The sequence below is a fragment of the Zooshikella sp. RANM57 genome, from assembly GCF_050749885.1.
Classification (GTDB): domain Bacteria; phylum Pseudomonadota; class Gammaproteobacteria; order Pseudomonadales; family Zooshikellaceae; genus Zooshikella.
Window position 1 is genome coordinate 1 of sequence record NZ_JBOIUB010000022.1, and the last position, 23766, is coordinate 23766.

Annotated in this window: 30 protein-coding genes; 16 read left to right on the forward strand and 14 right to left on the reverse strand. The window is 39.5% G+C overall.

Annotated elements, in window-relative coordinates; genetic code table 11:
• The 4 genes from ACQ96U_RS25240 to ACQ96U_RS25255 all read right to left on the reverse strand — a co-directional run.
• Nucleotides 1-3376: FG-GAP-like repeat-containing protein (locus ACQ96U_RS25240; protein WP_431724051.1), on the reverse strand; the 3376-nt coding region annotated here is incomplete at its 3' end.
• 331 nt (nt 3377-3707) lie between these two features.
• A complete protein-coding gene (locus tag ACQ96U_RS25245; RefSeq protein ID WP_431724052.1) occupies nt 3708-4835 on the reverse strand; it encodes an SEC-C domain-containing protein in 1128 nt (375 codons plus the stop codon).
• Nucleotides 4836-4936: 101 nt separating this feature from the next.
• Nucleotides 4937-5347 (reverse strand): hypothetical protein, encoded by a 411-nt coding sequence (locus ACQ96U_RS25250; protein WP_431724053.1) that lies wholly within the window; start codon nt 5345-5347, stop codon nt 4937-4939.
• Nucleotides 5348-5632: 285 nt separating this feature from the next.
• Complete coding sequence (locus ACQ96U_RS25255; protein ID WP_431724054.1) at nt 5633-5881, reverse strand: hypothetical protein; 249 nt, start codon at nt 5879-5881, stop codon at nt 5633-5635.
• 1044 nt (nt 5882-6925) lie between these two features.
• Between ACQ96U_RS25255 and ACQ96U_RS25260 the strand changes: the two genes are divergently transcribed.
• The 4 genes from ACQ96U_RS25260 to ACQ96U_RS25275 all read left to right on the forward strand — a co-directional run bounded on the left by ACQ96U_RS25260 (nt 6926) and on the right by ACQ96U_RS25275 (nt 9341).
• Nucleotides 6926-8023, forward strand: coding sequence for a replication initiation protein (locus tag ACQ96U_RS25260; RefSeq protein WP_431724055.1), 1098 nt, complete (start codon nt 6926-6928; stop codon nt 8021-8023).
• Nucleotides 8024-8370: 347 nt separating this feature from the next.
• Entirely contained in the window at nt 8371-8820 is a 450-nt protein-coding gene (locus ACQ96U_RS25265; protein WP_431724056.1) for a putative toxin-antitoxin system toxin component, PIN family, read from the forward strand.
• Complete coding sequence (locus ACQ96U_RS25270; RefSeq protein WP_431724057.1) at nt 8792-9004, forward strand: hypothetical protein; 213 nt, start codon at nt 8792-8794, stop codon at nt 9002-9004. Before ACQ96U_RS25265 ends, ACQ96U_RS25270 begins: the two co-directional genes overlap by 29 nt.
• 37 nt (nt 9005-9041) lie before the next feature.
• Nucleotides 9042-9341 (forward strand): HigA family addiction module antitoxin, encoded by a 300-nt coding sequence (locus tag ACQ96U_RS25275; RefSeq protein WP_431724058.1) that lies wholly within the window; start codon nt 9042-9044, stop codon nt 9339-9341.
• A 1030-nt stretch (nt 9342-10371) separates the two neighbouring features.
• Here the strand turns inward: ACQ96U_RS25275 and ACQ96U_RS25280 are convergent.
• Entirely contained in the window at nt 10372-10863 is a 492-nt protein-coding gene (locus ACQ96U_RS25280; protein WP_431724059.1) for a hypothetical protein, read from the reverse strand.
• Between the two features lie 318 nt (nt 10864-11181).
• Here ACQ96U_RS25280 and ACQ96U_RS25285 point away from each other — a divergent pair, with 318 nt between their 5' ends.
• The 3 genes from ACQ96U_RS25285 to ACQ96U_RS25295 all read left to right on the forward strand — a co-directional run bounded on the left by ACQ96U_RS25285 (nt 11182) and on the right by ACQ96U_RS25295 (nt 12987).
• Nucleotides 11182-11820 carry a recombinase family protein gene (locus ACQ96U_RS25285; RefSeq protein WP_431724060.1) on the forward strand — a complete coding sequence of 213 codons (639 nt, stop codon included), beginning with the start codon at nt 11182-11184 and terminating at the stop codon, nt 11818-11820.
• Nucleotides 11821-12046: 226 nt separating this feature from the next.
• A complete protein-coding gene (locus ACQ96U_RS25290) occupies nt 12047-12316 on the forward strand; it encodes a hypothetical protein (protein WP_431724061.1) in 270 nt (89 codons plus the stop codon).
• Nucleotides 12304-12987 carry a DEAD/DEAH box helicase family protein gene (locus ACQ96U_RS25295; protein ID WP_431724062.1) on the forward strand — a complete coding sequence of 228 codons (684 nt, stop codon included), beginning with the start codon at nt 12304-12306 and terminating at the stop codon, nt 12985-12987. The genes ACQ96U_RS25290 and ACQ96U_RS25295 overlap by 13 nt, the downstream gene beginning before the upstream one ends.
• A gap of 211 nt (nt 12988-13198) precedes the next feature.
• Here the strand turns inward: ACQ96U_RS25295 and ACQ96U_RS25300 are convergent, their stop codons facing one another.
• From ACQ96U_RS25300 to ACQ96U_RS25330, 7 genes are all read right to left on the reverse strand, one after another.
• Complete coding sequence (locus tag ACQ96U_RS25300) at nt 13199-13648, reverse strand: barstar family protein (RefSeq protein ID WP_431724063.1); 450 nt, start codon at nt 13646-13648, stop codon at nt 13199-13201.
• 183 nt (nt 13649-13831) lie between these two features.
• Nucleotides 13832-14389: a hypothetical protein gene (locus tag ACQ96U_RS25305; protein WP_431724064.1), complete on the reverse strand. Its 558-nt coding sequence runs from the start codon at nt 14387-14389 to the stop codon at nt 13832-13834.
• Between the two features lie 554 nt (nt 14390-14943).
• Nucleotides 14944-15231, reverse strand: coding sequence for a hypothetical protein (locus ACQ96U_RS25310; protein ID WP_431724065.1), 288 nt, complete (start codon nt 15229-15231; stop codon nt 14944-14946).
• 117 nt (nt 15232-15348) lie between these two features.
• Nucleotides 15349-15672 carry a hypothetical protein gene (locus ACQ96U_RS25315; protein ID WP_431724066.1) on the reverse strand — a complete coding sequence of 108 codons (324 nt, stop codon included), beginning with the start codon at nt 15670-15672 and terminating at the stop codon, nt 15349-15351.
• 133 nt (nt 15673-15805) lie between these two features.
• The gene (locus ACQ96U_RS25320) at nt 15806-16087 is read right to left on the reverse strand and encodes a hypothetical protein (protein WP_431724067.1); all 282 of its coding nucleotides are present in this window, start codon (nt 16085-16087) and stop codon (nt 15806-15808) included.
• Nucleotides 16088-16204: 117 nt separating this feature from the next.
• Nucleotides 16205-16858, reverse strand: coding sequence for a hypothetical protein (locus ACQ96U_RS25325; protein ID WP_431724068.1), 654 nt, complete (start codon nt 16856-16858; stop codon nt 16205-16207).
• Between the two features lie 456 nt (nt 16859-17314).
• A complete protein-coding gene (locus ACQ96U_RS25330) occupies nt 17315-17749 on the reverse strand; it encodes a hypothetical protein (RefSeq protein ID WP_431724069.1) in 435 nt (144 codons plus the stop codon).
• A gap of 405 nt (nt 17750-18154) precedes the next feature.
• Between ACQ96U_RS25330 and ACQ96U_RS25335 the strand changes: the two genes are divergently transcribed.
• From ACQ96U_RS25335 to ACQ96U_RS25350, 4 genes are all read left to right on the forward strand, one after another.
• On the forward strand, nt 18155-18415 hold the full coding sequence (locus ACQ96U_RS25335; protein WP_431724070.1) for a DUF1778 domain-containing protein: 261 nt from the start codon (nt 18155-18157) through the stop codon (nt 18413-18415).
• Entirely contained in the window at nt 18415-18939 is a 525-nt protein-coding gene (locus ACQ96U_RS25340) for a GNAT family N-acetyltransferase (protein ID WP_431724071.1), read from the forward strand. Before ACQ96U_RS25335 ends, ACQ96U_RS25340 begins: the two co-directional genes overlap by 1 nt.
• Before the next feature lie 95 nt (nt 18940-19034).
• Nucleotides 19035-19331: a BrnT family toxin gene (locus tag ACQ96U_RS25345; RefSeq protein ID WP_431724072.1), complete on the forward strand. Its 297-nt coding sequence runs from the start codon at nt 19035-19037 to the stop codon at nt 19329-19331.
• Nucleotides 19324-19533 (forward strand): BrnA antitoxin family protein, encoded by a 210-nt coding sequence (locus ACQ96U_RS25350; protein WP_431724073.1) that lies wholly within the window; start codon nt 19324-19326, stop codon nt 19531-19533. Before ACQ96U_RS25345 ends, ACQ96U_RS25350 begins: the two co-directional genes overlap by 8 nt.
• 367 nt (nt 19534-19900) lie before the next feature.
• On the opposite strand, the gene vapC is transcribed toward ACQ96U_RS25350, so the two are convergent.
• Nucleotides 19901-20305 carry a type II toxin-antitoxin system VapC family toxin gene (vapC, locus tag ACQ96U_RS25355; RefSeq protein ID WP_431724074.1) on the reverse strand — a complete coding sequence of 135 codons (405 nt, stop codon included), beginning with the start codon at nt 20303-20305 and terminating at the stop codon, nt 19901-19903.
• Nucleotides 20305-20496 (reverse strand): type II toxin-antitoxin system VapB family antitoxin, encoded by a 192-nt coding sequence (locus tag ACQ96U_RS25360; RefSeq protein ID WP_215822671.1) that lies wholly within the window; start codon nt 20494-20496, stop codon nt 20305-20307. Before ACQ96U_RS25360 ends, vapC begins: the two co-directional genes overlap by 1 nt.
• Before the next feature lie 71 nt (nt 20497-20567).
• Here ACQ96U_RS25360 and ACQ96U_RS25365 point away from each other — a divergent pair, with 71 nt between their 5' ends.
• The 5 genes from ACQ96U_RS25365 to ACQ96U_RS25385 all read left to right on the forward strand — a co-directional run bounded on the left by ACQ96U_RS25365 (nt 20568) and on the right by ACQ96U_RS25385 (nt 23667).
• Nucleotides 20568-20996: a helix-turn-helix domain-containing protein gene (locus ACQ96U_RS25365; RefSeq protein WP_431724075.1), complete on the forward strand. Its 429-nt coding sequence runs from the start codon at nt 20568-20570 to the stop codon at nt 20994-20996.
• 12 nt (nt 20997-21008) lie between these two features.
• Complete coding sequence (locus ACQ96U_RS25370) at nt 21009-21182, forward strand: hypothetical protein (protein WP_431724076.1); 174 nt, start codon at nt 21009-21011, stop codon at nt 21180-21182.
• A gap of 349 nt (nt 21183-21531) precedes the next feature.
• Nucleotides 21532-22239: an AAA family ATPase gene (locus ACQ96U_RS25375; protein ID WP_431724077.1), complete on the forward strand. Its 708-nt coding sequence runs from the start codon at nt 21532-21534 to the stop codon at nt 22237-22239.
• Nucleotides 22181-22555 carry a hypothetical protein gene (locus ACQ96U_RS25380; protein ID WP_431724078.1) on the forward strand — a complete coding sequence of 125 codons (375 nt, stop codon included), beginning with the start codon at nt 22181-22183 and terminating at the stop codon, nt 22553-22555. Before ACQ96U_RS25375 ends, ACQ96U_RS25380 begins: the two co-directional genes overlap by 59 nt.
• 17 nt (nt 22556-22572) lie before the next feature.
• Nucleotides 22573-23667, forward strand: coding sequence for a hypothetical protein (locus ACQ96U_RS25385; protein ID WP_431724079.1), 1095 nt, complete (start codon nt 22573-22575; stop codon nt 23665-23667).
• The last annotated feature ends 99 nt before the right edge of the window (nt 23668-23766 follow it).

A 23766-nucleotide genomic window follows, 5' to 3' on the forward strand; every position in this document is an offset into this window, starting at 1 on the left:
TGGTCCAATACACCTCATCACCTTTAAAATAAGGCAACGAGGTTTTCACCACCTGACCCAATGCGTTATACACGGTATCCTGGTATTGGGTTTCTCCCGTTAAGGCCAGGGTTTCGGTGCGAATCGTGCGCTCCAGTTGATCCACATACACGGTGGTAGGTGCACTGCCCTGGGCTTGGGTTTTCACCCAATACACGGCGCCTGCGGGACATTCTGTGCTGGCATCACACCAGCCGCGAGTCACGAAGGTTTGGCTGTTATCGGGTGCTTTTTGTGTGGTCAGCCGACCAAAGGCATCATAGCCATAGCTGGTGACCAGGCCATTGGCATCCATCACGATAACAGGCACGCCCCAGAATGGATGAAGGGTTTGTGCTGTCATATGCCCTAGCGCATTGGTGGTCGAGGTTAAAAAACGACCTTGGGCATCATAGGTATACGTCTGTTTGCGTGTAGCAACCTTGGCACCTTGGGTTTGCTCTTCGATTAAGTTACCGAAGCTGTCGTATTTAAAATCCGTGGTCAGGACATAATCGCCTTGACCTGGTTCCTGAATACGCTGGGCTAAGGCACCGGTCGAGGCATCATAACTAAATTGTGTGGTGCGGGTTTGGCTATCACCGGATACACCCACATTGGTGGCTTGCGTTTGTGTCGTTAAACCGATGAGCCAATTGCTTTCATCATTTAGGTAGGTATTCGTTGTTGTGCTTGTCTGCTGACCTAACGCATCCTTAATGATTTGTTTGGCTTCTGTGGTATTACCCCAGTCGTCATATTTAAAGGTTTCCGTTAGCGTGGATAGCCATTCATCTTGCAGGGACTTTTGTTGGGTTTCACGTGATACTAAGTGGGTTTGAAAACGTTTAATGCCCCCATCATCCAACGTATTCACCTGCCAGGCTTGCTGGGTGTCTTTTAATAAAACACCGGTCGCTGACCAGGTTTGCGAACGACTGAGTAAACCGATTTTACGGTTGGCCACATCCTGCAGGTAATGGTCAGTGGTTTTGATGCCGGTTTCCAGTTGTGTGCTGGTAATTTTGGCAAAGCCCAAAGCCCCTAAACCACGTTGATGACGCTTAAAGCCTTGGTAATGATAGCGTGTGGTGAGATACCCTCCGATCCCATTGGCTTGTGCGGCTTGTGCCACCACATAGACAACGGGTGGCTTATCAATCACCGGGTATTGGCTATTTGTGCTTTTAGTGAAAATCGTTTTTTGGGTGATGGGTTGATACGTCAGCGTTGTGGTCTGTCCTAAGCCATTGGTGATTTGGCTGACCAGGGGCTTTTTCTCTAAAGAAAGAGCGACGGTTTCATCGAGACCTGAGGGACCAGAATAAAGCCAGGCCAAATCCATTAAGCCATCGCCATTAAAGTCACCCGTCAGCTTGGCATTATCTTTTTCATAGGCTAAGCCGCTGAGTCGCTTTAAGGTAGCGGGTAAAAAAGTACCATCCCCCACACCCAGCGCAACAGTTACATCCAGCCCCGCCTGACTGGAATAAACCCAGGCCAGGTCGGTCATACCATCGCCATTAAAATCGCCGGTTAAGGCCGTATTATCATGCTCATAACGCGCATTATTGAGTCGCTTCACCACCGCCTGGGTAAAAGAACCATCCCCTTTGGCTAAGGCCACTGACACATCCAGCCCTAATGGCCCAGCATAGGCCCAGGCCAGGTCCGTCAGACCATCACCGTTAAAATCCCCCGTTAACTTGGTATTATCTTTTTCATAACCTACCGTACTGACCCGTTTAAAAATCGCAGGGGCAAAATCACCGTTACCTAAGGCGGTGGCTGTCGTAATATCCAGTCCATGAGCGCTGGAATACATCCAGGCAATATCCGTTAAACCATCCCCATTAAAATCCCCGGTCAATGCGGTATTATCTTTTTCATACCCTTGAGCTCTGACACGTTTCAGGCGGGGCGCACTAAAAGTCCCATCGCCGTTACTCAACGCAACCGTGACATCTAACCCTTGGGGACCGGAATACATCCAAGCGAAATCCGTCCTGCCATCGCCATTAAAATCGCCTGTTAATTTAGTATTCTCTTTTTCATAGGACGTACTGGTGAGCTTACGTAATTGAGCCTGTTGAAATGTACCATCGCCGTTGCTTAACGCGACTGAGACATCGAGACCATGTTCGCTGGAATACATCCAGGCAATATCGGTTAAGCCATCACCATTAAAATCCCCAGTCTGTGCGGTATTATCTTTTTCATAGGGGGTACCACTGACACGCTGTAACTGTGCGGATAAAAAAGTACCATCCCCTTTCGCTAAGGCGGTTGAAATATCTAATCCTTGCGGACCTGAATAGGCCCACGCTAAATCAATTAAACCGTCACCATTAAAATCGCCTTTTAATTTGGTATTATCTTTTTCATAAGGCTTACCACTGAGACGTAATAAACTGGCCGAATTAAAACTCGATGCAGTATTTTCATTGCGTTGCCAAGAAAATTGTGTGGCAGGAAAACACTGATCGGTACAGTATTGAATCGATTCCAATAAACTTTTTAGGGGACGTCCTGCTGTACCATAATTTAAAACATAACGGCGTTGATCATTGTCCTGCGCGATCGTAATGGTTTTTATGCGTTGTTTAATCAGGTGCTTAACGCCCGAAATATACGTTAAAATAGGATCGGGACGCTCTTCTAACGTAAAATTAATTGCGGTATTTGCATAACGAATAGCGACCGGATAATGTTCACCGGAATCGGTTTGCTCTGAATAATGAAAAGTAACTGTATTGCCAAACCGATCTTGAATTTTACTGATATCCCAACGAAAAACTTCATTGGGTTTACTTTGCGCTTCTACTTGCGCATCTTCCGTACTGCCTAACTCAATAAAATTACCGTCTTTATACCATACCTGAAAATAGGCGGGACCATGGCCTGCTGTTCCATAGGAAATAATTTTTTTATAATGGTCATGTTCAGTGCGATATTCCGTACCACTGGCACCATAGGAACCATTTATGGCGACTAAGCGCTGTCCATTCAGACAATATTTATCATTATCATCAAAATCAACGCCATCAATAAAACCGTCTTGTTCGAGTGTGGTTTGGCAGCGTGTGATCGATGGAAAACCGGTTAAACGCCAACCAATACCTAATAATCCATTGCCTTTTTGGCTATCGTATTCCAAGGCTAAATCCGGCGTTAAACCATTAATCCCTGGCGGTAATTCTAAGGGAATACGGTAATTAGCCGCGCCATCGGTACCGATGGAAAAAGCACCTGGTATTGAGCCCACAGCATCTGCTGTATTGGCTAACGCGAAAGGGGAAAGAAAAACCTGAAAAATAAATAAAATCAGGCAGGCAAGCGTGATGTGAAAACGATTCATTATGTACTTCTTGTGACGGCAGTATCGGTATAATTGAGCAAATTTTGGGCATTATAATGAGTAACTGCTCACATTCAAGTGCGATGGATCATTTGATACAAAAAAAATTAAAAATAAGGAGGCTTATTGCACGACAGTCATGGTTAATTAATGAGCAGCCATTTTAGAAAACCAAAAAAATAGCCGATAACCCTGCGAATCGGCTATTTTCACTAAGGGACGGATGGATCAAAATTCATTATCCTAACGGATAAGTTAAATGAACCGCCCTGTGCGGTCCCGCATGCAGGGTGGTGTGGGGAGAGCTGGGGAAATACCAGCTCTTACCCGATTATGTCTTCTCATGCACCCTAAGTTCTCTTTTACCGATATTCAATGCATTGTATTTATATCCATCATCAACTAGGCAATCTGGTGGATGAATTTCTTTGGGAGTGCCATGCATTAATCTTCTGCCAATTGAAGCTTTGCCTTCTTCAGAAAGTGAATCCCACCAAGAAGGAGAGGCCCATGTGTTTTCACTGAAAGAATAACAAAAGCGAACAAGTGCATCTGCCACTTGAGGATTATCTAGCTTTAGAAGAGACTCGATAAATTTATTACAGTACTGTTCATTGCTTGAAAGCCACGAAAAAACAAAACAGCCCTTGTTTTCGTAACTTATGCAATTAAAAAATATGTACTCATAAATTTCGTCTTGCAGCCCAAGCCTTTGAAGCTCATTTCCTTGAAAATCCATCTCCGGAGTAATCATTGCACTAACCAAAATCTTCGGAGGAGAATTTAGCTCAAAAACACAATGATTTACTTTTGAATAGTCTTCGCTCAATAAAATGGAATCCATTTCTTTCTTTATATACCCAAGGTCTCGCAAAGCCAGATCGACACCGCAGTCAAATGTGCCAGCACAACCTTGAATCATAGCCTGGAACATTTGATCTTGGCCTCTATCAGATTCCTTCATAAGTCTGGCGGTTTCCTTATTCTGCTCTTTGTGGAATAACTCTCGACAGAACCCTCGATATGCAAGTAAAAATAATTGCTTGTCGTTTAATGTTATAGCTTCATCTTCCAAGGGAGAAAATATCTTTTTATCATGCACAGAGCAAAAACCAGTAAATGTTGAAGCTTTATTTATTCCTACTTTTTCAAGAGATAAGATTCCATCGCTTTTAATCAGACTGGACAGACTAGGCTTGGAGCCGATGACATGTCCATTTTCAGAGATCTCTTTCAATGATCCGCTTTTGGAAATCGTGTGCGCATTAATAATCTTGCCAGAGCAGTCTTCAGCAAATAGATTCTTAACACTGCATACTTTTTTTGATTTCTGATTCTTTGAATGAGCTTCCAGATCACCGCGAGTGAGAGGCGCCTGTTGCTCACGAAGCAGGTGACATTTCTTGTATTTCATTCCCGAACCGCACCAACAAGGCTTATTCCGATTGTTACTTCCCATTGTATTTAGATATTCCTAAGACATAACGCAGAGTGAAACTGCGATTTTGAGCGTTGCTGCTTTTCAAGCAATGCTTAAAATTGTCAGTTTTGCACGATTTGTTAGAAAGCCGTTTTGGCATTCAACTCGAGTTCCGATTTTTTTTGCAATATTGCATTATCACTGATATCGACAATTTTTCGTTCTGCTCCGTATAACAAGTGAACACGCAAATCATGTAGTGCCTCTAACGCTAACACATAGCATGCATCCATATGTAAGTTTTCAGAAAGATCGTCTTCAGTTAAAGTATCCATCCAATCAGTATCCTTATTATATACTCCTGACAAGGCTCCCCGAGGGAGGCCGCGAATTATTTCTATTGCATTTTCAAACTGCTTGCATGTAAGTAACTCATTTATTTTTATCAAATCCAGCACAAGATCTTGCCACTCATCTCCTCCAATAGATTCAATGACCTTTGTGCATATGCTGATTGCAGCTTGCAATCTAAGCTCAGTACTTTGTGACATGCTTGTTTTCTAACTATTAATGAACGTCACTCTGACGTAAAACATTACGTCTCATTGACGTATAACACTCTAATTAATTTTAGCTGATGCTCACTATTTGAGGATTTTTTTGAGGGGTAGGTTATATGACATAGTAACTTAATATATTACGTCATTTTATTTTCATGTTCTGACTGTCATAATGAGATTTTTTACCCAAATTTCGCAATAATAAAGACAGTCTTTAACTTATAACCTCTTTCGCTTTAGACCTGCAATAATTAAATAAATCTAATAGCTTTTCAGTCATGGAATTAAAGCAACCTTTCTTTTAATAGAGTCATCGCTAGGCAAAGAAACTACATCCCTTTTTTTAAAATAGTATGTTTTAGTACCCTCTTGAACACATTGAGCCCTTGGTATTTTAAGGGCTTTAACCGTAAACGATAATGGAAAGTCGACACCCAGATAAATGTATTCATCCGTTATTTTGACATCAATATAGTCGTTACTATCCCAAGAGTCATCTACACTAAAAACAAACCTACCATTCATGTTCGATGCCTTTGGAAGACCACGAAACTCAGAGGTTGTACAAGAATACTTGTTACTCAAACCTTTCCAAAATAGAGACCTTCCTAAAAACCAACCATAAAGATTAAATGCACCTAGGCAAATAAAGCCAAATAGAATCACTTCAAAAATGTACACAACTCAACCCCTGTAGTACCTTATGTACCATCGATCTTCATTTGCACCAATACCATAGGACCATGTAGCTACTTCTCCCGCCTTTAGTTTCTATACGAACTAATACTTTAAAGTCCTCAACATAGTTATAAGTCAACTAGAGTATATAGCAAAAGGTCATACAAATTACGTCGTATTTCGCATTGTAATGCTTGTGACGGGCTTTAGTGATGGATGCCTAAGCAAGGGTAGCGGGTATAACTTAAAGTTTCTTAAATTAGCTCATACGTCGTTTTAGGTATGTTTACTACTTTTTAAAACTTTGATTATTTTAACATCGATATTCCAGCTCACAAACCTGATTTTTGTTTGTCTTGTTTTAATACTTGTTTTTATCTTGTTTTTACTTGTTTCTCTTGTTTGTCTTGTTTTCAGATTCTATGTAAGCCATTAATAACGGTATCTGTAGCCATTTAGGGTGTAGTAATCAACACAAAAAAGTGTAGTAATCAACACAAAAAGGTGTAGTGATTGACACAAAGAGGTGTAGTGATCAACACAAAGAGGTGTAGTGATCAACACTAGTAAGGTGTAGTAATCAACACAAAAAGGTGTAGTGATTGACACACGTTTTTCCCTCTCTATAACTGCATGAAATTTAACCAGATATTTTTTTGTGATTACAGGAAAGGTGTAGGAATTAACACAATAAAGTGTAAATATTGATGTTGAACTACACTTTTTTGTGTTGAGGTGTAGCCTTTGACACATATAAAGTGGTGTAAATCCACTTTGATTACACTTTATTATGTGGTTTGTGAATATTTTAGCCGCTTTAGGGGTAAAAGTGTAATATAATGTTTATCTTTACACTTTAATGTGTGTTGTTTCCTAACACTTGAGGTGGTTATGGTCTCCGATAGTACTGAAATTGATAAGCTGAGGATTACGAAAGCAAATCAGCTCGTTGAAGCTGTCTTTATTGAAACGACGACAAAGCTAACCTTGCGTGATCAAAAGGTCATACTTGCCGTAATTAGTCAGCTATCCCCAGATGATGAAGACTTTAAAAAGTACAATATAACCCTCAGTGAGCTTGAGAAGCTCACAAACATTGATAGGCAAAACCTCTATCGTAAAAATAATCAAAGCCGACTTTCTAAAAAACCAAGAGAGATTGAGGAGATATGTAAAAGGTTAATGTCTAGCCTTATACAGATACGGGAACCAGAAGAGCCAGACGGTTTTTTGATGGCAAATTGGTTTTCTCATGCTCGTTACTCACCTTCTAGAGGCTTAGTTGAGTTTTCGTTTTCTCCAGAACTCAAACCTTACTTACTTCAAGTAAAAAACAGTTTTACCACCTATCACCTAAAGCAAGTTATAAATCTGCAGTCTGTATACTCAATTCGCTTGTATGAGCTTTTAAGGCAGTTTTTAACGCTAAAAGCGGTAAAAGAAGGCCAGACAATAGCCTTTAGAAAAATTAATCTTGATCAATTACGTGGGTTTATTGGTGTTGAGGAAGGTAGATATAAGCGTTTCACAGAATTTCGACGGAATATATTAGACAAAACTCAGGCTGAATTATCAGAAAAAACAGACTTGGCTTTTGACTATGAGCCTGCAAGGAAAGGTCGGAGTGTTAATAGTATTAATTTTACGATTAGGCACAATGCTAAATTTGAAGCTGTTGAAGATGAAAAAGCTGTAGACCCCCAAGTTTTACCTGAAGACTACGACGAAGCTGTCGCGGTTATGCTTACTAGTGCGGTGCCTGAGCTTCCTGAAGATATTGTGATTTTGCTAGCTTCCCGTCTTGATGCCGTTGCTGCTAGCCAAGCTTTTTTAAGTTACACCAAAGCCAAACAAGTTGGAAAAGTTAATGATCCAGCTGCTTACTTTTTAGGCATCCTTAAACACCAAGAACAGCAAGCTAAAAGTAGTCATAATCCAGATATGGATGACATGAGTTGGGCTAATAGAACGGATTTTGATGAGTTTTGAGTCTAAAGGCCTATAAATTTTGAGACTTTTGTCTCTTAATTTTTTGGTTAAAGTTTGTACGATTTACCTACCATAAAAATCAAGCGAAAATTGTTTCATTTGTAGCCCAGTCTCTTTGAGTCTGGGCTTTTCTTTTTCTGATCAAAAAACAATCTTAGTTATTAGTTTTAAGACAAAGTTTTTTGTTTTCTTCTTCGTGCGTCCATAACTGTTTTTGTAGCACCAATTGATGAGGTGTATACCTTATGAAACTAAGGTGTACCTTGACCTCAAAAGGTTTGTCTATTGCTATCTTGTGCTATCACATGAGATAGCATTATGCTGTCTCATATGCTATCATTTTTGCTATGAAAGTTATCATTGATACGAACATTTTGGTTAATGTCTTTCTAAGCCCTAGTAGAAGTAGTGCCAGCTACAGAATATTTGAGCTTTGCCTTATGAGCAAACTAGAACCTCAAATAGGTTGCGCCTTGTTTTGTGAGTATGAGGATGTTTTGTCACGTCCCTTTATTTTGGAGCGTGCAAAGTACTCACCTGATGAGATTGAGCAAATGCTTGATGGTTTTCTTAGTGTTTGTGATTGGACTAGGATTAATTACTTATGGCGTCCTAATCTTAGAGATGAGGGAGATAACCATCTAATCGATTTGGCTGTTGCAAGTAATGCTGAATTTATCGTTAGCCAAAATATAAAAGATTTAAACTCGGGTGATTTAAGATTTGGTTTTCGTTCTGTTACGCCCGACCAATTTTTAGAGGTGTATTATGGCGACAATAACTTATCGCACCACTGACGAAAAACGGGATAAGCTTGCCCAAATGGCAAAAGAGCAAGATGTTAGTGTAAACAAAATGCTTGATGAGCTTGTTACTATTGCTCTTACAGAACGGGATGCTTTTATTCGGTTCTCTGCCAGAGCCAGCCGAGGTGATGCAAACAAGGCTTTAGAGATCCTAAGATCTAAGTCTGAACCTTAATAATTATGAGTGATCTTTTTAGCGAGGATTGCAATGAATGATGCATAATCCCCCGCACCCTGGTGAGATTATCAAAGAAAGCTATCTGGATGAGTTAAACATCAGCATTAACAACCTAGCAAAACAACTTGGTGTTAATCCATCCACTCTTAGCCGTCTAGTAGATGGCAAAAGCAGCATAAGCCCTGAGATGGCTATTAGGCTTTCTAAAGTGCTTAATGGAACGCCTGAGTTTTGGTTGAACCTGCAGCAGAGTTATAGTCTATGGCAAGCGTCACAAGCGAATGACTTTGCAGATTTGAGAAAGCTTGAACAGCTAACAGAACAAAGGATTTAGCGGTAACGCTTAGTCAAATGTAGGCGGGGATATATGATAAAACCTCGCCTTACCTTTTCATTCTGTGTAACCTCTATTTACTATTATTTTTTCGGTACAACCAGCTCCACCCTGGTCTCTGCAAAGCCTGCCCCTATACTGTGCTCCACTGATTTCACTACCCACTCACCATTTGCACTGGTCTTATGATTTATTATCGTTATACGTTGTTCAGGTGTGATGGCAGGTGAAAAAGGTCTAGTTAATGAAAGTTATTTTTGAATTAATTAAATATTTGTAACACAACCGAGTTTCTTTAGCTAGTTCATTTAGGGTACACCTATAGTGGACTAGTCATAAAATGATTGTTTTTTAACCAGAAAGTAGTACTGTCAGCTTTTGAGGAGTTGTTTGTTGGAAAACATATATCATTGTGTCTCCTCGGCAACAGTGTGTAGCTATTTATTTTTGGTCATGCATACTCACCGAGGGGACACGAAAAGACTGGTAACTTTGAAAATTTGGATTCCAAAAGTGAATCTGATATATACAAATAGCTGAGGAGTGAATTTGATAATCGTAGCGACGTATCCACTTAATAATAGTGAAATGTAAAAGGAAATCATGATTCTTAAGGCTGTTTCTAGCATATATTCCATTGCCACAGGTTTAATAGCTATTGGCGTACTATATATGGCATTCATAAGTAGAGGGTTGTATACCGAGCAGGTCGGGGTCTGGTATTTCTACGTCATGGTGTTTCTTTTATCAGGTTGGATTATTTCTATGTTTGGGTTTTTCAAACATATGAAATGGGCATACATTAGTTCTACATCAATAATTATTATTCAACAGTTAATACTTTTATATTTATCAAGGTGGCAAGCTTCTAGTATAGCTTTATTAATAGTTCACCTTATATTAGTGTTCTCATGTTTAAAGTGGTACAAACATTTAATAAAAGTATCAACCTGACGCCTATCGATACAGGAAAAGTCTAACAGCAAGGGCTGGGTCGAGTCACGCACGATTGCCGAATGGACACATATCATTAAGATTCATTATGTATTTCTAGGTAATATAAGTTATCACCATTTTTCCAAATATGAATATATGTTGGTCCAGCACTATGTTTGTTACATGGTTTTTGTTTACCCTTCAAAGAAAAAGCCCATTTTAGATTGTTCGTTACTACACCTGAAAGAGGAAAATCAACATCACCTATTTCACTACCTGGCTCTGACTTCCCTTCAATTAAGTCACTTTTAGCGTGCTCGATATATGTAATAATTTCCTGAGCTTCCACATCTTTAAGCTCACAGTTGGGCAACCAATCCCTAAGCTCAAATTGCGGATTAGTTGGATCTCGAAGTAGAACCCAGATGAGAAAATCCAGAGCATTAATTTCTTTACATGGTTTCATTGAAACGATTCGAAAATGGCTACATAACCAAGTAATAGAAAACGAATCAGTTATAGCTAGTGCTAGATAGGAATAATTCATACTTTCATTTCTAGCTATTTGTTCAATTTCGATTTTCACGTTTATCTTGTCTCTTTAACTATCAATAAGCATAACTTTAACGCAAAACACTGCGTTATCGTAGTCTAGGTATTTTTTTGTGTTCATAAACTATTTCTTTAAAACTATGATCAAAGTTTCATCATAAGGTGCAAACTATAAATACAGAAAATAATTGGAGCAAGTGTCTGCAAAAATATCCAATAAAAATAATCAAATAAAAGTGACGACTCTGATTAAATTGCCAGTACACTTAGGGTATACCTAAAATGGACTACCCATAAGCCAGTACACTAAATAGCAAAATACTATGTATAATGGACCACTATATGTGTACCAATGTATAATGGACTATTTGAGGATTGTATGCGTGTTTATGGCTACTTAAGAGCATCAACTAATGAGCAAGACGCTAGTCGTGCAAAAAATGAGCTAGAAGAGTTTGCTGCTAGAAACAACTTAGCTGTCGCTTACTGGTTTATTGAGCATGAATCAGGGGCAAGTCTCAAAAGGCCAGAGCTATTTAGGCTTATCGAGATTGCCCAGCCAGGAGATATTTTATTAGTAGAGCAAGTAGACCGTATCAGCCGCCTAAATTCTGAAGATTGGCAACAGTTGAAACAGACCATCACAAGCAAGGGGATTAAAGTAGTTTCTCTTGATCTACCCACTAGCCACCAATTTATGAATAGCTCCGACGAGTTTACAGAGCGGATGTTGTCAGCGCTCAACGGCATGATGCTTGATATGTTAGCTGCAGTAGCTCGTAAGGACTATGAAGACAGGCAGCGGAGGCAATCACAGGGGGTACAGAGAGCGAAGCTTGAGGGTAAATACAAGGGACGGCCACAAGATAAAGAGCTGCAAGAAAACATTGAGCGACTTTTAACCAAGGGGTTATCTTATAGTCAAATCATACGGACGGTTAAGTGCTCAAGAACAACGATTGCAAAAGTAAAAAAAAGCTTAACATGCTAATTGTATAGTACACACGAAAAACCTCTATAACGCATCGTTTTCATTGAGGCGAGTATATGCAGTACTTGCCTTTTCTATATTCAGCCTACCAGATGTACATCAGTAGAAACATAAGTTGAAATCGCAGCCAAAAAATAGCGACGGTTAAGTATCCTAAAGTGACGTAATATATTGTGTCAGAGTGACGTTTATTAATAGTTAGCCCGAAGAGGAGGAAGGACGAAAAGTGACCGAAAGATACAAGGATAAATGGTGGTTCCCTCTATATGAGTTTGTAGTGCATATAACAATAGGAACTATAATATTCGTGCTGATAGCTTTACCTGCTATTTATTTTAATCTTTGGATAAAGAGCCTAGAGGGTGTGGTCGATGGTCCTATTGTTTATGCGCTGATTGGTGTCGAATATTTTATTCTCATTATCGACATTTGTCTTTTTGCGATCCATCTCTTGCGCAGCTTCATGAAAGCGGGAAAGGCACTATGGGAACAATAAGTATTATTAAAAATACACTTCCGAGCCTAATTAGGCAGTCGTTTATGAATTACTTTTCCCCTTTGTGGTTAGGATTTTCCTTTTTTAAAGGATTGCTCCATAAAGCATCCCCTTCAAAAAGAATTCTAGAATACGAGTATAGAAAGATAAAAAGCAATATTGAAGGACAGAGGTGGCCAGAGATTAGAGAAAATATAGATGAATTCTATTCAAGTGCAGCTCAAAGGGCGATAATCAGAGATCTTAAAATAAACTGGATTACGTTAGGTAAATCCGTAAATTATGAACTTTTGTATGACCTTATTTCGAAGGATAGTCGCTATATTGAAAACGTTTTGAACAAAACCTATCTAGATAGCTTTATAGAGGTAAAAAAAGCTCTAGAGAGCAATGATGCAAGCTCTTCCTATAGCATAATTTTGGTAGATGAGGCTCATAGAGCCGCAACTGAAAGTGACGTTGGCGTGTATGAAAAGATTTTTGAGTCGCTAGATGTATTTCCTGTTTTCTTTGGATTTACCGCCACTCCATTCAAAAAAGAGAGCGGAAAATCTAAGGATTACATTAGCATAGAGGATGAAAGCTCAAGATCTGAGATTATGATTGCGGCAAAGGCACTTGAGCTAAAAATTGAAGAAGTTTTATCAAGGATTGAAGGGCTAATCGGGTAAGAGCTGGTATCTACCCAGCTCTCCCCACACCGCCCTGCATGCGGGACCGCACAGGGCGGTTCATTTAACTTATCCGTTAGGATAATGAATTTTGATCCATCCGTCCCTTAGTGAAAATAATCCAGCCTGAAAATAGCCGGTAAGCAGGGTTATCGGCTATTTTGGTGGAGTGAATGATCAAGAAGTGGGTTAGTTGCCAGCTCTTACCCGATTAGCCATTGTCCTTAATTACTAGCTGTATTGCTTGTTTATCACCGTCATACCACGACTGTCGGTCATGAACAGTTCTCATAGCATCTACTATATCTTTACAGAAGTTTGGAAGAATTTTTTTTGTTGCAGAATAATTTTCCCATATGATGGTGCTTGGAAACTCAAGGCCAAATTTCTCAAATAGGCAATCGTCAAAGCTATGAGGACATTTACCAAAATACCCTCCTGGCCCATTTACTGCCTCCCCAAATAGACAAAAGAAATCAAGCGGATCACGAATAAGCTTACCATCAATCTCAATAGTTCTATTCGCCTCACTTTGAATTACATACGATTCATCATGAAAGAACCTATCACAAGCCTTCTGAAGCCATTCTTCTTTGTCGTTAGAAGAAAGATTCTGCCAGCAGCCTAATTCTTTTGGTGGAAACTCTTTAATCATGCTCATAATGGAAAACGCTTTGCTCACCCAGGTCTACGTGCAGCAATTTGTGTACGCCCGGCAAGGGCATTGAATTTATGGGGTGTAAGTCCCCTGTATGAAAATCACCCTGACGCAAGCTTTACCTCATTGTAGGCCACTATGTTTAGTGGCATCCAGTGAGGTGGGTAGGTGGTAGGTCTTAGCTGATTATGCTTTGAAAAGTTGATATTTAACTCCCGCTTTTTTTAGAAGCCAGTCAACCCAATATACAGCTTTTTTACCCCTTGTCCGACGTATAGCCCATATGGGTACTGTAAACACGTTAGCAATACATGCAAGCAATGTTGGGAAATACAAAGCAAAGGCAACGACTTTTACCGCAGAATCATTAGATAGATTTTCTGCCGAGACCACTGATAGGTACAGACCGCCCATTAGAATAAATGGCCAAAGAACGAGTAAGGGAAACCCAATATAAACGGCCAGTAGAGTTGACAATACTTCTGCACCAGCAAAGCTTTCCTGTCCTAGTATTTCATATGCATTGTTTTCTCTTGCTTTAGCGACTTGCCTACTACCTATAGCGGCTAGCAACATTTCTTCCTTGGTGATGAATTCACCCTCAAAATTTGTGCGAACTCTAAGTTTAATTTTTTTTAAAGGTATTATTGGAAGAAACAAGACTGAAATCCATAAAGTGGCAGTGGAGTAATCTTCAAAGTGACTCCACCCATAGAGTCTTGTAAATGCAGGTAAGTCAGTCATATTCTTTGATTCCTAAGTAAGCATAACTACTAATTAACGTCACCCTGACGAAACCCTAGCCTCACTATAGGTCTTATGGTTAGGGGTATCCCACTAGGGAGCAGCTATTAGCTAATTATGAGGCTTTCACTTGTTATTTGTATTTTTTAAACTTGCTTTTTTTTTGCTTGGAACAAAAAGAGTGCAAATAGCAATTAAAGTAGATACCAGAAGCAAAGGATAAATAGCAAGCAGATCAACTCTGATATTGCATTCACCCGTGCAGGTTACTCGAAAATACATCAAAAGCTCATGTACAAAATACAGCAACCATAGTATTGACGCCCAGCAGCTCGTTTTCCTACGACTAAAATAGTAGAGAACTCCGAATATCACACTTAAAACTAGTGCTGCATAGGGAAAAACAGTGAGAAAGCCCATAAATTGCAGTATTTTCATGACCCTCATTATCGCATAACTATTAGTGAGCGCTCCCCCTACACAACCCTAACGTCACTGTAGGCCCTATGGTTGGCGGTATCCAGGGAGGTGGGTGGGGAGCAGGTCTTAGCCGATTATGAGTTTATCTTTAACTCACTAAAATAGCTTTCATGAGCTTTAGTTGTAAATAGGGTTACACCTGCATAAGTTTCAAATAGTAAATCAGCTTCTTGATCACCATTCGTGAGAGTATATGTTGTTAGCTCTTGAGAGCCCACTACATTCCAACTTTTTTCTTTAGATTTAAAGCCCCTCTCTTTAAACCAGTTCATCACTCTATCTAGCTCAGGGGAATCATTCTCGGTTTCGCAGATCAGAAAGGAAACCATTTTTTCCTCTTTTCTAAAAAGCTTATTTAACATACTGAAGACCAAACTAGGGATTACAAATAACTACTAATGAACGCCACTCTGACGCAAGCCTAACCTCATTGTAGGCCTTATGGTTAGTGGTATCCAGCGAGGTGGCTTATTAGCCGATTAGTCACTAGTTTTTCTATGTGAAATAGTACCTTTATAAATTTTAATACAATCGACCCTGTCATTTTCGCTTTCGTATCTGATTAATATGTAAGCCTCGATGTATTCGCTTTCAAGCGATTGAGCCTTTGCCAGTTTTTCAAATAGCTCAAACAAATACTTTAACCTGCATTCTTTTACACCAAACGAAAATAAATATCCTTCATTAGCTTTGGCATATAGATTAAGTCCTGATATAAATTCTTGATCAAAGAGGCCTTCAATATCACTGTCAAGATATTCATCGCAGCTTATCTCGCCGTTAATGTATGCGTACGCACTCATTTTTACAAATGCCTAACTACTAACGAACACCACTCTAACACAAGCCTAAACTCATTGGTGATCTCTCGGTGAGTATGTGAAACTAGAAAAAAATAGCTACACACAAGACTGCCGAAGGAACACAATTATATTTTTATTCATTGCACTCTACTAAGTACATTTTTGCACCAACTTCAATATCACCTTTTTTAATTGAGGGATCTACTGAGAATGGTGCATGATTCATTAGCTTACCGCGATTAATCATTTCCAAGCCTTGCAAGGTAGCCGTAACAATACTGCCGTTGGGATTATTAAACTGCAGCTTTGCACCAACACGTACTGAAGGCTCGAAATCATAAGGGATGCCAGGAACCACAACGCAGCCTCTACCACTTATACCAAAGACATCTTCGACTTCTTCAATGAATTTCATGACTCACCAAAAAATATAACTACTAATGAACGTCACCCTGACGTAAATCCCAACCTCATTGTAGGCCTTATGGCTCAGGGTATCCAGGGAGGTGGGTAGGGAGCTGCTATTAGCTGATTAGGCTTTGGAGTTACCTCCAAATACAATTTTTTCGATTTTCGTTGATAAATCGGTCTCAGCTAGTTCATCCAGCAGTGATGAAAAATAATCTCTTGCCTGTGGAGCCACTTCTCTCACATATTCATAAAACCTTTCCATTTCAGAAAATAAGTCATTTATTGCACGAAAATCTCCACGCGCCCATAAGCTCATAAATTTATTAAAAGCATTCAATTCACATGGACCTTCACCAAACTTCTGTTTTGCCGCTTTTTTCTGCTCCTTTTTTAATTCTACCAATCGTGCAACAATCTTATTTAGTTCTTCAGGCAACCCCTCCATTTCTATCAAATCATATGGTGCGCTATCAGTGACGACTTGAGACTTTAGTGGGCCAGCAATAAATTCATAAATACTCTTTAAGAGATACCGACTATATTCAGGCGAACCGGGTTGGCTATACGGGATATAGTAGTAAAATACTTTGCCACCAGTTACACATAAAACGCTCCCTTTAGGTGGTATATGAGTATCATTAAGTGGTTTCTCAGAATGAACTGCCTTAAATGTGTGCCGCAAATGGAATTTCGACTCTACATATTTAATGAACACCTGAAGGCATCGCGCCTTGAACTCGTCCATCGTTTCATTTTTATGGAGATCTATATCCATGTGTATGCCTAACTACTAATAAACACCACTCTAACACAAGCCTAACATCATTGTAGGTCCTATGGCTGGTGGTATCCAGTGTGGTGAGTAGATACTGGCTCTTACCCTGTTATGTGTTACTCGCAATAAGGGCACCATAGATTGTCCAAAATATCTTCGGGTTCTAACTCCTTGCTTGGTAGCACCACAACAATTTTACCATGTTTCTCACAGCTATATTCTTGAAATATACCTTCTTTCGATATTTTACTTATTGCCAAGTCGGACCAACCGCACCATGGACAACACTTTATTTCCTCATTTGATTGTGAAACGATTTCCTGAACCCAATTACACTCACCACAATGTAACTTAACTAGGCTTTTGGCTTCGATTGTAGTTGTGATTTTTGGTCTTTTGATCATAGCTTTCGTTTACACATAACTATTAATAAATATTATTCTAACGTAATGGTTGTCAGTTATCGCTGCTACTAGGTTCTTTAACTGACGTGTAGTCTTTTGAGCAAGCCCTCGATGATTTCTTATATAGTTCTTTATTATATTTCTGATAGTAATCGAGAAGTTTTTTTATGTTATCGCTATTGCACTCTTGGGTGGCTTTGTTAAGAGGCATGGACAAACCAATAACTGTAGAAAATCGCAAATACATTATTTGATCAAATGATTCAGTAACATCATCATATCTCTTATCTTGAAGCAATTTAGCCAAAATAATGGTTTCAGAAATTCTCCTTTTATCTTCTTGTATTTTTTCATTATACATCGATTTTAAGTCCACTTTTTGGTTGTAGAAATTGTTAGCCATAACCCCTAATGAAAAAAACAATACTGCTATTAATACAAACTTTATAGTATTATTTTGATGGCTACTTTCTACCCTATTATTCATCTTATTTTCTCTCTTCTGGGATCATATCCCCCATACATTTAGTTCATTTTAGCCACCAATCCCCCTTTATTCTTTCATTTTGAAAAATGTTGCCAGCGCCCTTAGTGCTCCTACCCCACCCCAGAATACTCAACCCCCTCGAAAAAACTTCCGATAACTTCAGTTATCGGCTATTTTTGGGCGACAGCCGTAGTATATTATCAAAAATGGTAATACGTATTACTAAGTTAGATTTAGCTAATAAAATGAAAAGTGACGCCCAATCAGCTACAGGCTACAGGTAATAAAGGTTTGAATTTGTCGCGGACACACCTATTCGAGATTGTATATTCTTAATAGCGTGTTAAAATGACACGTAGTGTTATTGCGTGCTATATTGACACGCATTAACTGTTGGAGGTGATCATGTCACGCATAACAACCACACTCGACGAAGCCCAACGCGAGCTGATTAACTCTGCCCTACCCTTATCTGGCGCTACCTCGATCAACTCCTTTGTCGCTGAAGCCGCGCTTGAGCGTGCACGGGCGCTTATTGAAGCAGAAAAGCGACTGTACCCCAATGAGGATCAAGCAAAGCGGTTTTTTGAGGCGCTGGAAAACCCACCCGAACCTTCTGAGTTCTTAAAGGATGCGCTGAAGCAGTACTTGGGGTCGGATGCTTAATGGCTGATTTACCCTTCAAAACAATTGCATTAGACACCCATATTCATGATCGGCAGGCTTTTGATTGCGGCAATGAAGACCTTAACCATTATCTGCAACGAACGGCAAACCAGCATGGCCTCAAGTACTTATCGCAGACCTTTGTACTCACCCGTCGAGAGCAACGTAACCGCATTCGAGGCTTTTACAGTATTGGGCCTTGTGAGGTAGATACCTGCAAACTACCAGCTGCCTTTATGAAAAAGTACAATGGCTTACTTGCTGTACCCTGTATTCGTATCAATCGGTTAGCCGTGGATCTTTCTGAGCATGGTAAGGGGTTAGGTAAAGTGCTGATCATAGATGCTTTAATGCGCTCACTGGTGGTCGCTAAATCGGTGGGTAGCGCTGCAGTGATTGTGGATGCCAAGACTAAAGAGCTTTTGTCATTTTACGAGAAGTGCGGGTTTATGGTCTATGACGAGTTATCTCTGTTCCTTCCCATGAAAACCATCAAGGATTTGTTTGCCGATCTCGTACAGTAACTGTCTTATGTTCCGCGTGGAACATTATTGTGGAACATCTATTACTAGATAATTTATAAGCTTGACTATAATTATATTATAACTACAATATAATTATGAGTGCATATAACTTTACTTGGGATGAGCGCAAAAACCTCATCAATCAAAGTAAACATGGCGTATCCTTTGATGAAGCCAAGACAGTTTTCTTTGATGACTATGCGAGATTAATAGCCGATCCAGACCATTCAGAAGATGAGGAGCGCTTTATTCTGCTAGGCATGAGCAATCACTTCAAAACTCTCGTGGTGTGCCACTGCTACCGAGCTGATGACCATGAAATACGATTGATATCAGCGCGAAGAGCAAATAAACACGAGCAGAAACAGTATGATGGGTTCCGTTATGCGTGATAATTACGATTTTACAAACTCAGTACCAAACCCTTACGCCAAGCAGCTTAAGAAGCAAATAACCATCCGGCTAGATGAGGATGTTATTGATTACTTCAAAGAGTTGTCTGAGGAAAATGGTATTCCTTATCAAAACCTTATCAATCTTTATCTAAAGGATTGTGCTGAGCACCATAAGAAGTTAAAGATGAACTGGGATTGATTAGGGTGGGCTACTCCGCCTTTTTAACGACGCTCTTAGCCATCTCATGCATGGTTAGTCGCTTATTTTTAAGTCTTCAGGACAACAACTATTTCTAACAACAGATTGTAAGGGATGTAGGCCACTTGAGATTAATGACGAGTCAGAGTTTGAGGCCATTGGTGTTGTGACATACTGCATTCACAACATACTTGAGGATACAGCACCAACACAAGAAATGTTGTTTTAAAGAAAAACCCAGGCTATTAGCACAACCTGGGTATTAAAAAAAGCACATGAAAAAGAATTGCTTTTTCATGATCAGACAAGCCTATTGTACATTAAATACACAAAATTATGTTGATGCGAGTCTAAAAATATATGTGAGTTAATTTGATTGTTGCAGAGCTGACTTGAGCTTTAAATGAGTAACAAACCCCTCAAAGTCTTTATCTGAAAATAGCAAAGGGATTTTTCTTTCAATACAAAACGTGGCAATCATGCAGTCAATGGTTTTTCTAACCGTAATACCTTTCTTTCGTAATGTTCGGTAGTTTTCAGCACTTTTGATCGCTAGATGCTGATTACATAAAGGGTAAACATCTAGCTCAGTTAGTAATTCTTTCGCTTTTTTAAAGTCTTTATCGACTCGAAACCCTTGGAGAATCTCAGCAAGGATAAGATCTCCAACTATCACTATTTCAGTTGAGAGGAGGCTATCCAAGCGATCTGTATGTACTGTAACCTTGCCATTGAAGTAATCAATCCAGACACTAGTATCTACAAGAACCACTAGTTAGTCCTCATATCATCTAGATCCCCTTCCCAAGCTAACTTGCCACGAAAATTCTTAATCTTTTCTTGCTTATTCAGCCTGATAAGCATTTTTAAGCCAGCTTCAACAGCATCCTTCTTTGTCTTGAGTCCAGTTATTTTAAGAGCCTCGTCCATTAAGCTATCATCAATGTTTATATTAGTTCGCATAGCTATTTTGCCTTGATGTGTATGAAATGACAAAATTATACACATCTGATTAGTTTTACTCAAGGAGGTTTATGAGTACCGATGACGTTAACAAGGCATGGAGTCACTTTTTTGAGGTTGCAGCACCTTATTTACATATCGTCGATCAAGCCCATTATGAAGAAGCACTTGCCCTCATTGAAGAGCTTTTAGAAGAAGCTGAGGACTGTCATGATGATCCTCGAAATGTGCTTATTGAAATACTGAGTAAATCAATTGCTGAGTATGAAGAAAAAGACGAAACTTTAAACAAGTTTGAAAAGAAAGCGCATCAAGATCCTGCGGACGTTGCAATGCTTCGTTTGTTAATCGATCAGCACCAATTAAAGCTTTCAGATTTGCCAGAAATTGGAGACAAAACCCTCCTTTCTAAAATCCTCAAAGGTGAGCGAAACCTTACAAAGCAGCATATAATTGCACTTAGCGAGCGCTTTGGTATTAGCCCTGTTTTGTTCTTCTAAGGGGTTGAGAATATGGATGAAAAGCTTTTTGATGAGCTTCTGGCTAGCGTTAAAGAAGCTGATGAAATAATTAAGTCGCAAAGGCTCAAGAAGTTGCTCGAAAAAAGCCCCAAAGAGAACTTTACAAATACTAGCGAAGACCAGGCTTGGTTAAATATGAAGCCAAAGGAGCGAGAGTTTGAATAGGCGGTTATCCCGCCTCTCTAGCAACCTTCTTAGCCAGTCCGCCTTCAGGCTAATTGATTGCTATTAAGAGCCAGTGTCACTGAAAAAAACGCTACTGAAAACGCTACTCCCCTTCTCTCCATAATGCTACCAAAAACGCCACTAGCCCACTATTTATAAGGGATTCAGATAGTTGCATTCATTATACATGTAAAGTGCATGTAAAATAGATTTGAATTTAATTCATATTGCATTCGAAGTTTATGTACATTGAATATACATTGGTTTTGGTATAACTTTAACTTAGTTGCACATTAAATAAACATCTGATGTATATTTTATGTACATCAAATGTTGGGGGAATGTATGTATGATAATTCTGATTGGCGGGCTGAAAGGTGGTCCTGGTAAAAGTACCATTGCCCAAAATCTAGCTGTTGGTTGTGCGTTACAAGGGCTATCAGTATTACTGGTTGATGCAGATCCTCAAGGAACATCTGCGAAGTGGGCAGAAAGAAGAAACGAGCTTATTGATAATGGTGAACAACTGCCGCCTGTTTTCTGTGAGCAGCAAACAGGAAATATCCGTCGAGATTTACTAGATAGAAGATCCCGTTATGACATGGTGATTGTTGACTCTGGCGGTTGGGACAGTAGAGCATTTCGTACCGCTTTGACGGCAGCTGATATCTTTTATATGCCTTTTCAGGTTTCACGTGCTGATTTAGAAACACTACCGGCATTGTGTGAAATGATCATTGATGCTAAAGACAGTTTTAATCCTGATCTTATTAGCAGAGCGATTATTTCACGAGCTCCGAATATTCCAGGTAATGATGAATTAAAAGAAGCTAAAACTTTGCTCAGTGATTTATCTGAATACATGCTCCTATCGAATGTTGTTATCAAAGAACTCAAGCATTACCGAACTGCACTTAATGAAGGTAGAAGTGTACTTGAGTTGCCGAAAACTAACGCTAAAGCCGCTATTCAGTTACTAATTCAAGAGATTGCAGAACATGACCAAACTGACAGACATCGGACTGAAGATCAAGCAGCAGAACAAACAGAAGCTTAAGCAAGTTGATGATGTTGAGATTGAAAAGTTCGCTGGTAAGGCTGTTGATGGGACTCATGAAGTAAAAGCTGTTAAAGAGCCGGTTGTAACGCCAAAGCCAACAACAGATAAGCCTTGGGAGCAGTTTGATCCAAGCAGAAAGGCGAAAGCTAACAGGCATATTCAAATACCCGTTTCTGACTATGAGTTAGCTATTTGGAACTGGATTGTTGATAACGATGAATATGAGCGCTCTGGTCGTAAACTTGGCCGCTCTATGTTTTTTGAAAAAATCCTGAAGCCTGCTTTGGATAAGGCTACTAAATCTGAGAAGTAAGATATTAGGAGGTTTTAGTGCATACTTCTGAATATGTGCGCACCCCAAAACCTAATTTAAATCACTTTATTGCTTATCTTGGAACAACGCTGACATGTACGATTTCCATCGTATTGTCAGTTTTGCTGTTCTGGTCAATAAGTGAAAGCTTTTATTTTTCCTGTTTATTTGCTGCATTGGCAATCTCATTCGAGCTAGCCAAATTTATGGCGTTGGCAGAGATAGGTCATCGGTGGCGCTGTGAAAATAAACTGGGTTCTCTGACTGCTACCTTATTGTTTTTAGTGCTAGCAGGTACAAGTATTTTGGGCTCAATTGGTGGCTTAAATAGTGATACTGAAGCCGCAAAGGCGAGGCTGGCTGAGATTGAGCAACAGCGATCTGGACTGCAATTACAAATTAATTCGCTGAAAAATCAAATTGAGCAAAACAATAAGGCAATTGAGCGATATATAGAGTTAAATCGGATCAAAAATTATGCTCAACCCTTACAAACAGAAAACCAAAAGCTACGAGATGAAATTTCAGGGCTTCAAAAGGAGTTAAATACCCTTCCTGAAGAGCGTGAAACTTCAATGTTGGCTATGCTCCATGCTCTAGCAACAGCCTTTAAGGTTGATGTAGAAAAAGTGCAGGCTTGGTCCTTTATTGTTCTTAGTGTTTTGTTGGATGTTGTAGCAGGCTTTTGCATTAACCTGGTAAGAGAAGAAAACGACTTTAGAAGACAACTGAAGTTATCTTCTTCATGCATGGATAACAATCAACTTAATGCTACTGAGAGTGTCACTCAAAACGCTACTGAAAATGCCACTGAGCCAGATAGTACGCTGCTTCTGGAAAGTAGAGTTGAGGTTGAGGAACAAGAAAATACTGAGCATAAAGCAAACAATATAGTGGCATTTCCAAATGCGTCTGATGAACGTATTGACTCAGAAGAAGAGCTTTATGAAGAGCTCAAAGAGGCCATCTCATCAGGTGCTACTAAACCATCTCAGCGCGAAGCAATGCGGAAGCACAAGATTGGTTCTGCAAGAGTAAAAGCCTATTTTGAACGTCTAGAAAGTGAAGGCCTATTGATACGACAGGATAATGGGCGATATATGCATGTATAGTACATGCACTTCAAATTTAATGTAAATAAAGTATGCATTTACATTAAATGTAGTATGTATTTGGTTTGCATTTGTTTTTTGCTAAAAACTACGTATTTA

Coding starts and splice junctions, on each gene's coding strand:
- ACQ96U_RS25380 (WP_431724078.1), top strand. CDS start 22,181: ATGACCAAACTGACAGACATCGGACTGAAGATCAAGCAGCAGAACAAA.
- ACQ96U_RS25250 (WP_431724053.1), bottom strand. CDS start 5,347: ATGTCACAAAGTACTGAGCTTAGATTGCAAGCTGCAATCAGCATATGC.
- ACQ96U_RS25270 (WP_431724057.1), top strand. CDS start 8,792: ATGGCGACAATAACTTATCGCACCACTGACGAAAAACGGGATAAGCTT.
- ACQ96U_RS25310 (WP_431724065.1), bottom strand. CDS start 15,231: ATGTTAAATAAGCTTTTTAGAAAAGAGGAAAAAATGGTTTCCTTTCTG.
- ACQ96U_RS25285 (WP_431724060.1), top strand. CDS start 11,182: ATGTATAATGGACTATTTGAGGATTGTATGCGTGTTTATGGCTACTTA.
- ACQ96U_RS25320 (WP_431724067.1), bottom strand. CDS start 16,087: ATGAAATTCATTGAAGAAGTCGAAGATGTCTTTGGTATAAGTGGTAGA.
- ACQ96U_RS25350 (WP_431724073.1), top strand. CDS start 19,324: ATGCGTGATAATTACGATTTTACAAACTCAGTACCAAACCCTTACGCC.
- ACQ96U_RS25330 (WP_431724069.1), bottom strand. CDS start 17,749: ATGAATAATAGGGTAGAAAGTAGCCATCAAAATAATACTATAAAGTTT.
- ACQ96U_RS25325 (WP_431724068.1), bottom strand. CDS start 16,858: ATGGATATAGATCTCCATAAAAATGAAACGATGGACGAGTTCAAGGCG.
- ACQ96U_RS25305 (WP_431724064.1), bottom strand. CDS start 14,389: ATGACTGACTTACCTGCATTTACAAGACTCTATGGGTGGAGTCACTTT.
- ACQ96U_RS25345 (WP_431724072.1), top strand. CDS start 19,035: ATGAGTGCATATAACTTTACTTGGGATGAGCGCAAAAACCTCATCAAT.
- ACQ96U_RS25315 (WP_431724066.1), bottom strand. CDS start 15,672: ATGAGTGCGTACGCATACATTAACGGCGAGATAAGCTGCGATGAATAT.
- ACQ96U_RS25260 (WP_431724055.1), top strand. CDS start 6,926: ATGGTCTCCGATAGTACTGAAATTGATAAGCTGAGGATTACGAAAGCA.
- ACQ96U_RS25340 (WP_431724071.1), top strand. CDS start 18,415: ATGGCTGATTTACCCTTCAAAACAATTGCATTAGACACCCATATTCAT.
- ACQ96U_RS25375 (WP_431724077.1), top strand. CDS start 21,532: ATGATAATTCTGATTGGCGGGCTGAAAGGTGGTCCTGGTAAAAGTACC.
- ACQ96U_RS25365 (WP_431724075.1), top strand. CDS start 20,568: ATGAGTACCGATGACGTTAACAAGGCATGGAGTCACTTTTTTGAGGTT.
- ACQ96U_RS25265 (WP_431724056.1), top strand. CDS start 8,371: ATGAAAGTTATCATTGATACGAACATTTTGGTTAATGTCTTTCTAAGC.
- ACQ96U_RS25245 (WP_431724052.1), bottom strand. CDS start 4,835: ATGGGAAGTAACAATCGGAATAAGCCTTGTTGGTGCGGTTCGGGAATG.
- ACQ96U_RS25275 (WP_431724058.1), top strand. CDS start 9,042: ATGATGCATAATCCCCCGCACCCTGGTGAGATTATCAAAGAAAGCTAT.
- ACQ96U_RS25295 (WP_431724062.1), top strand. CDS start 12,304: ATGGGAACAATAAGTATTATTAAAAATACACTTCCGAGCCTAATTAGG.
- ACQ96U_RS25300 (WP_431724063.1), bottom strand. CDS start 13,648: ATGAGCATGATTAAAGAGTTTCCACCAAAAGAATTAGGCTGCTGGCAG.
- ACQ96U_RS25255 (WP_431724054.1), bottom strand. CDS start 5,881: ATGAATGGTAGGTTTGTTTTTAGTGTAGATGACTCTTGGGATAGTAAC.
- ACQ96U_RS25370 (WP_431724076.1), top strand. CDS start 21,009: ATGGATGAAAAGCTTTTTGATGAGCTTCTGGCTAGCGTTAAAGAAGCT.
- ACQ96U_RS25335 (WP_431724070.1), top strand. CDS start 18,155: ATGTCACGCATAACAACCACACTCGACGAAGCCCAACGCGAGCTGATT.
- ACQ96U_RS25360 (WP_215822671.1), bottom strand. CDS start 20,496: ATGCGAACTAATATAAACATTGATGATAGCTTAATGGACGAGGCTCTT.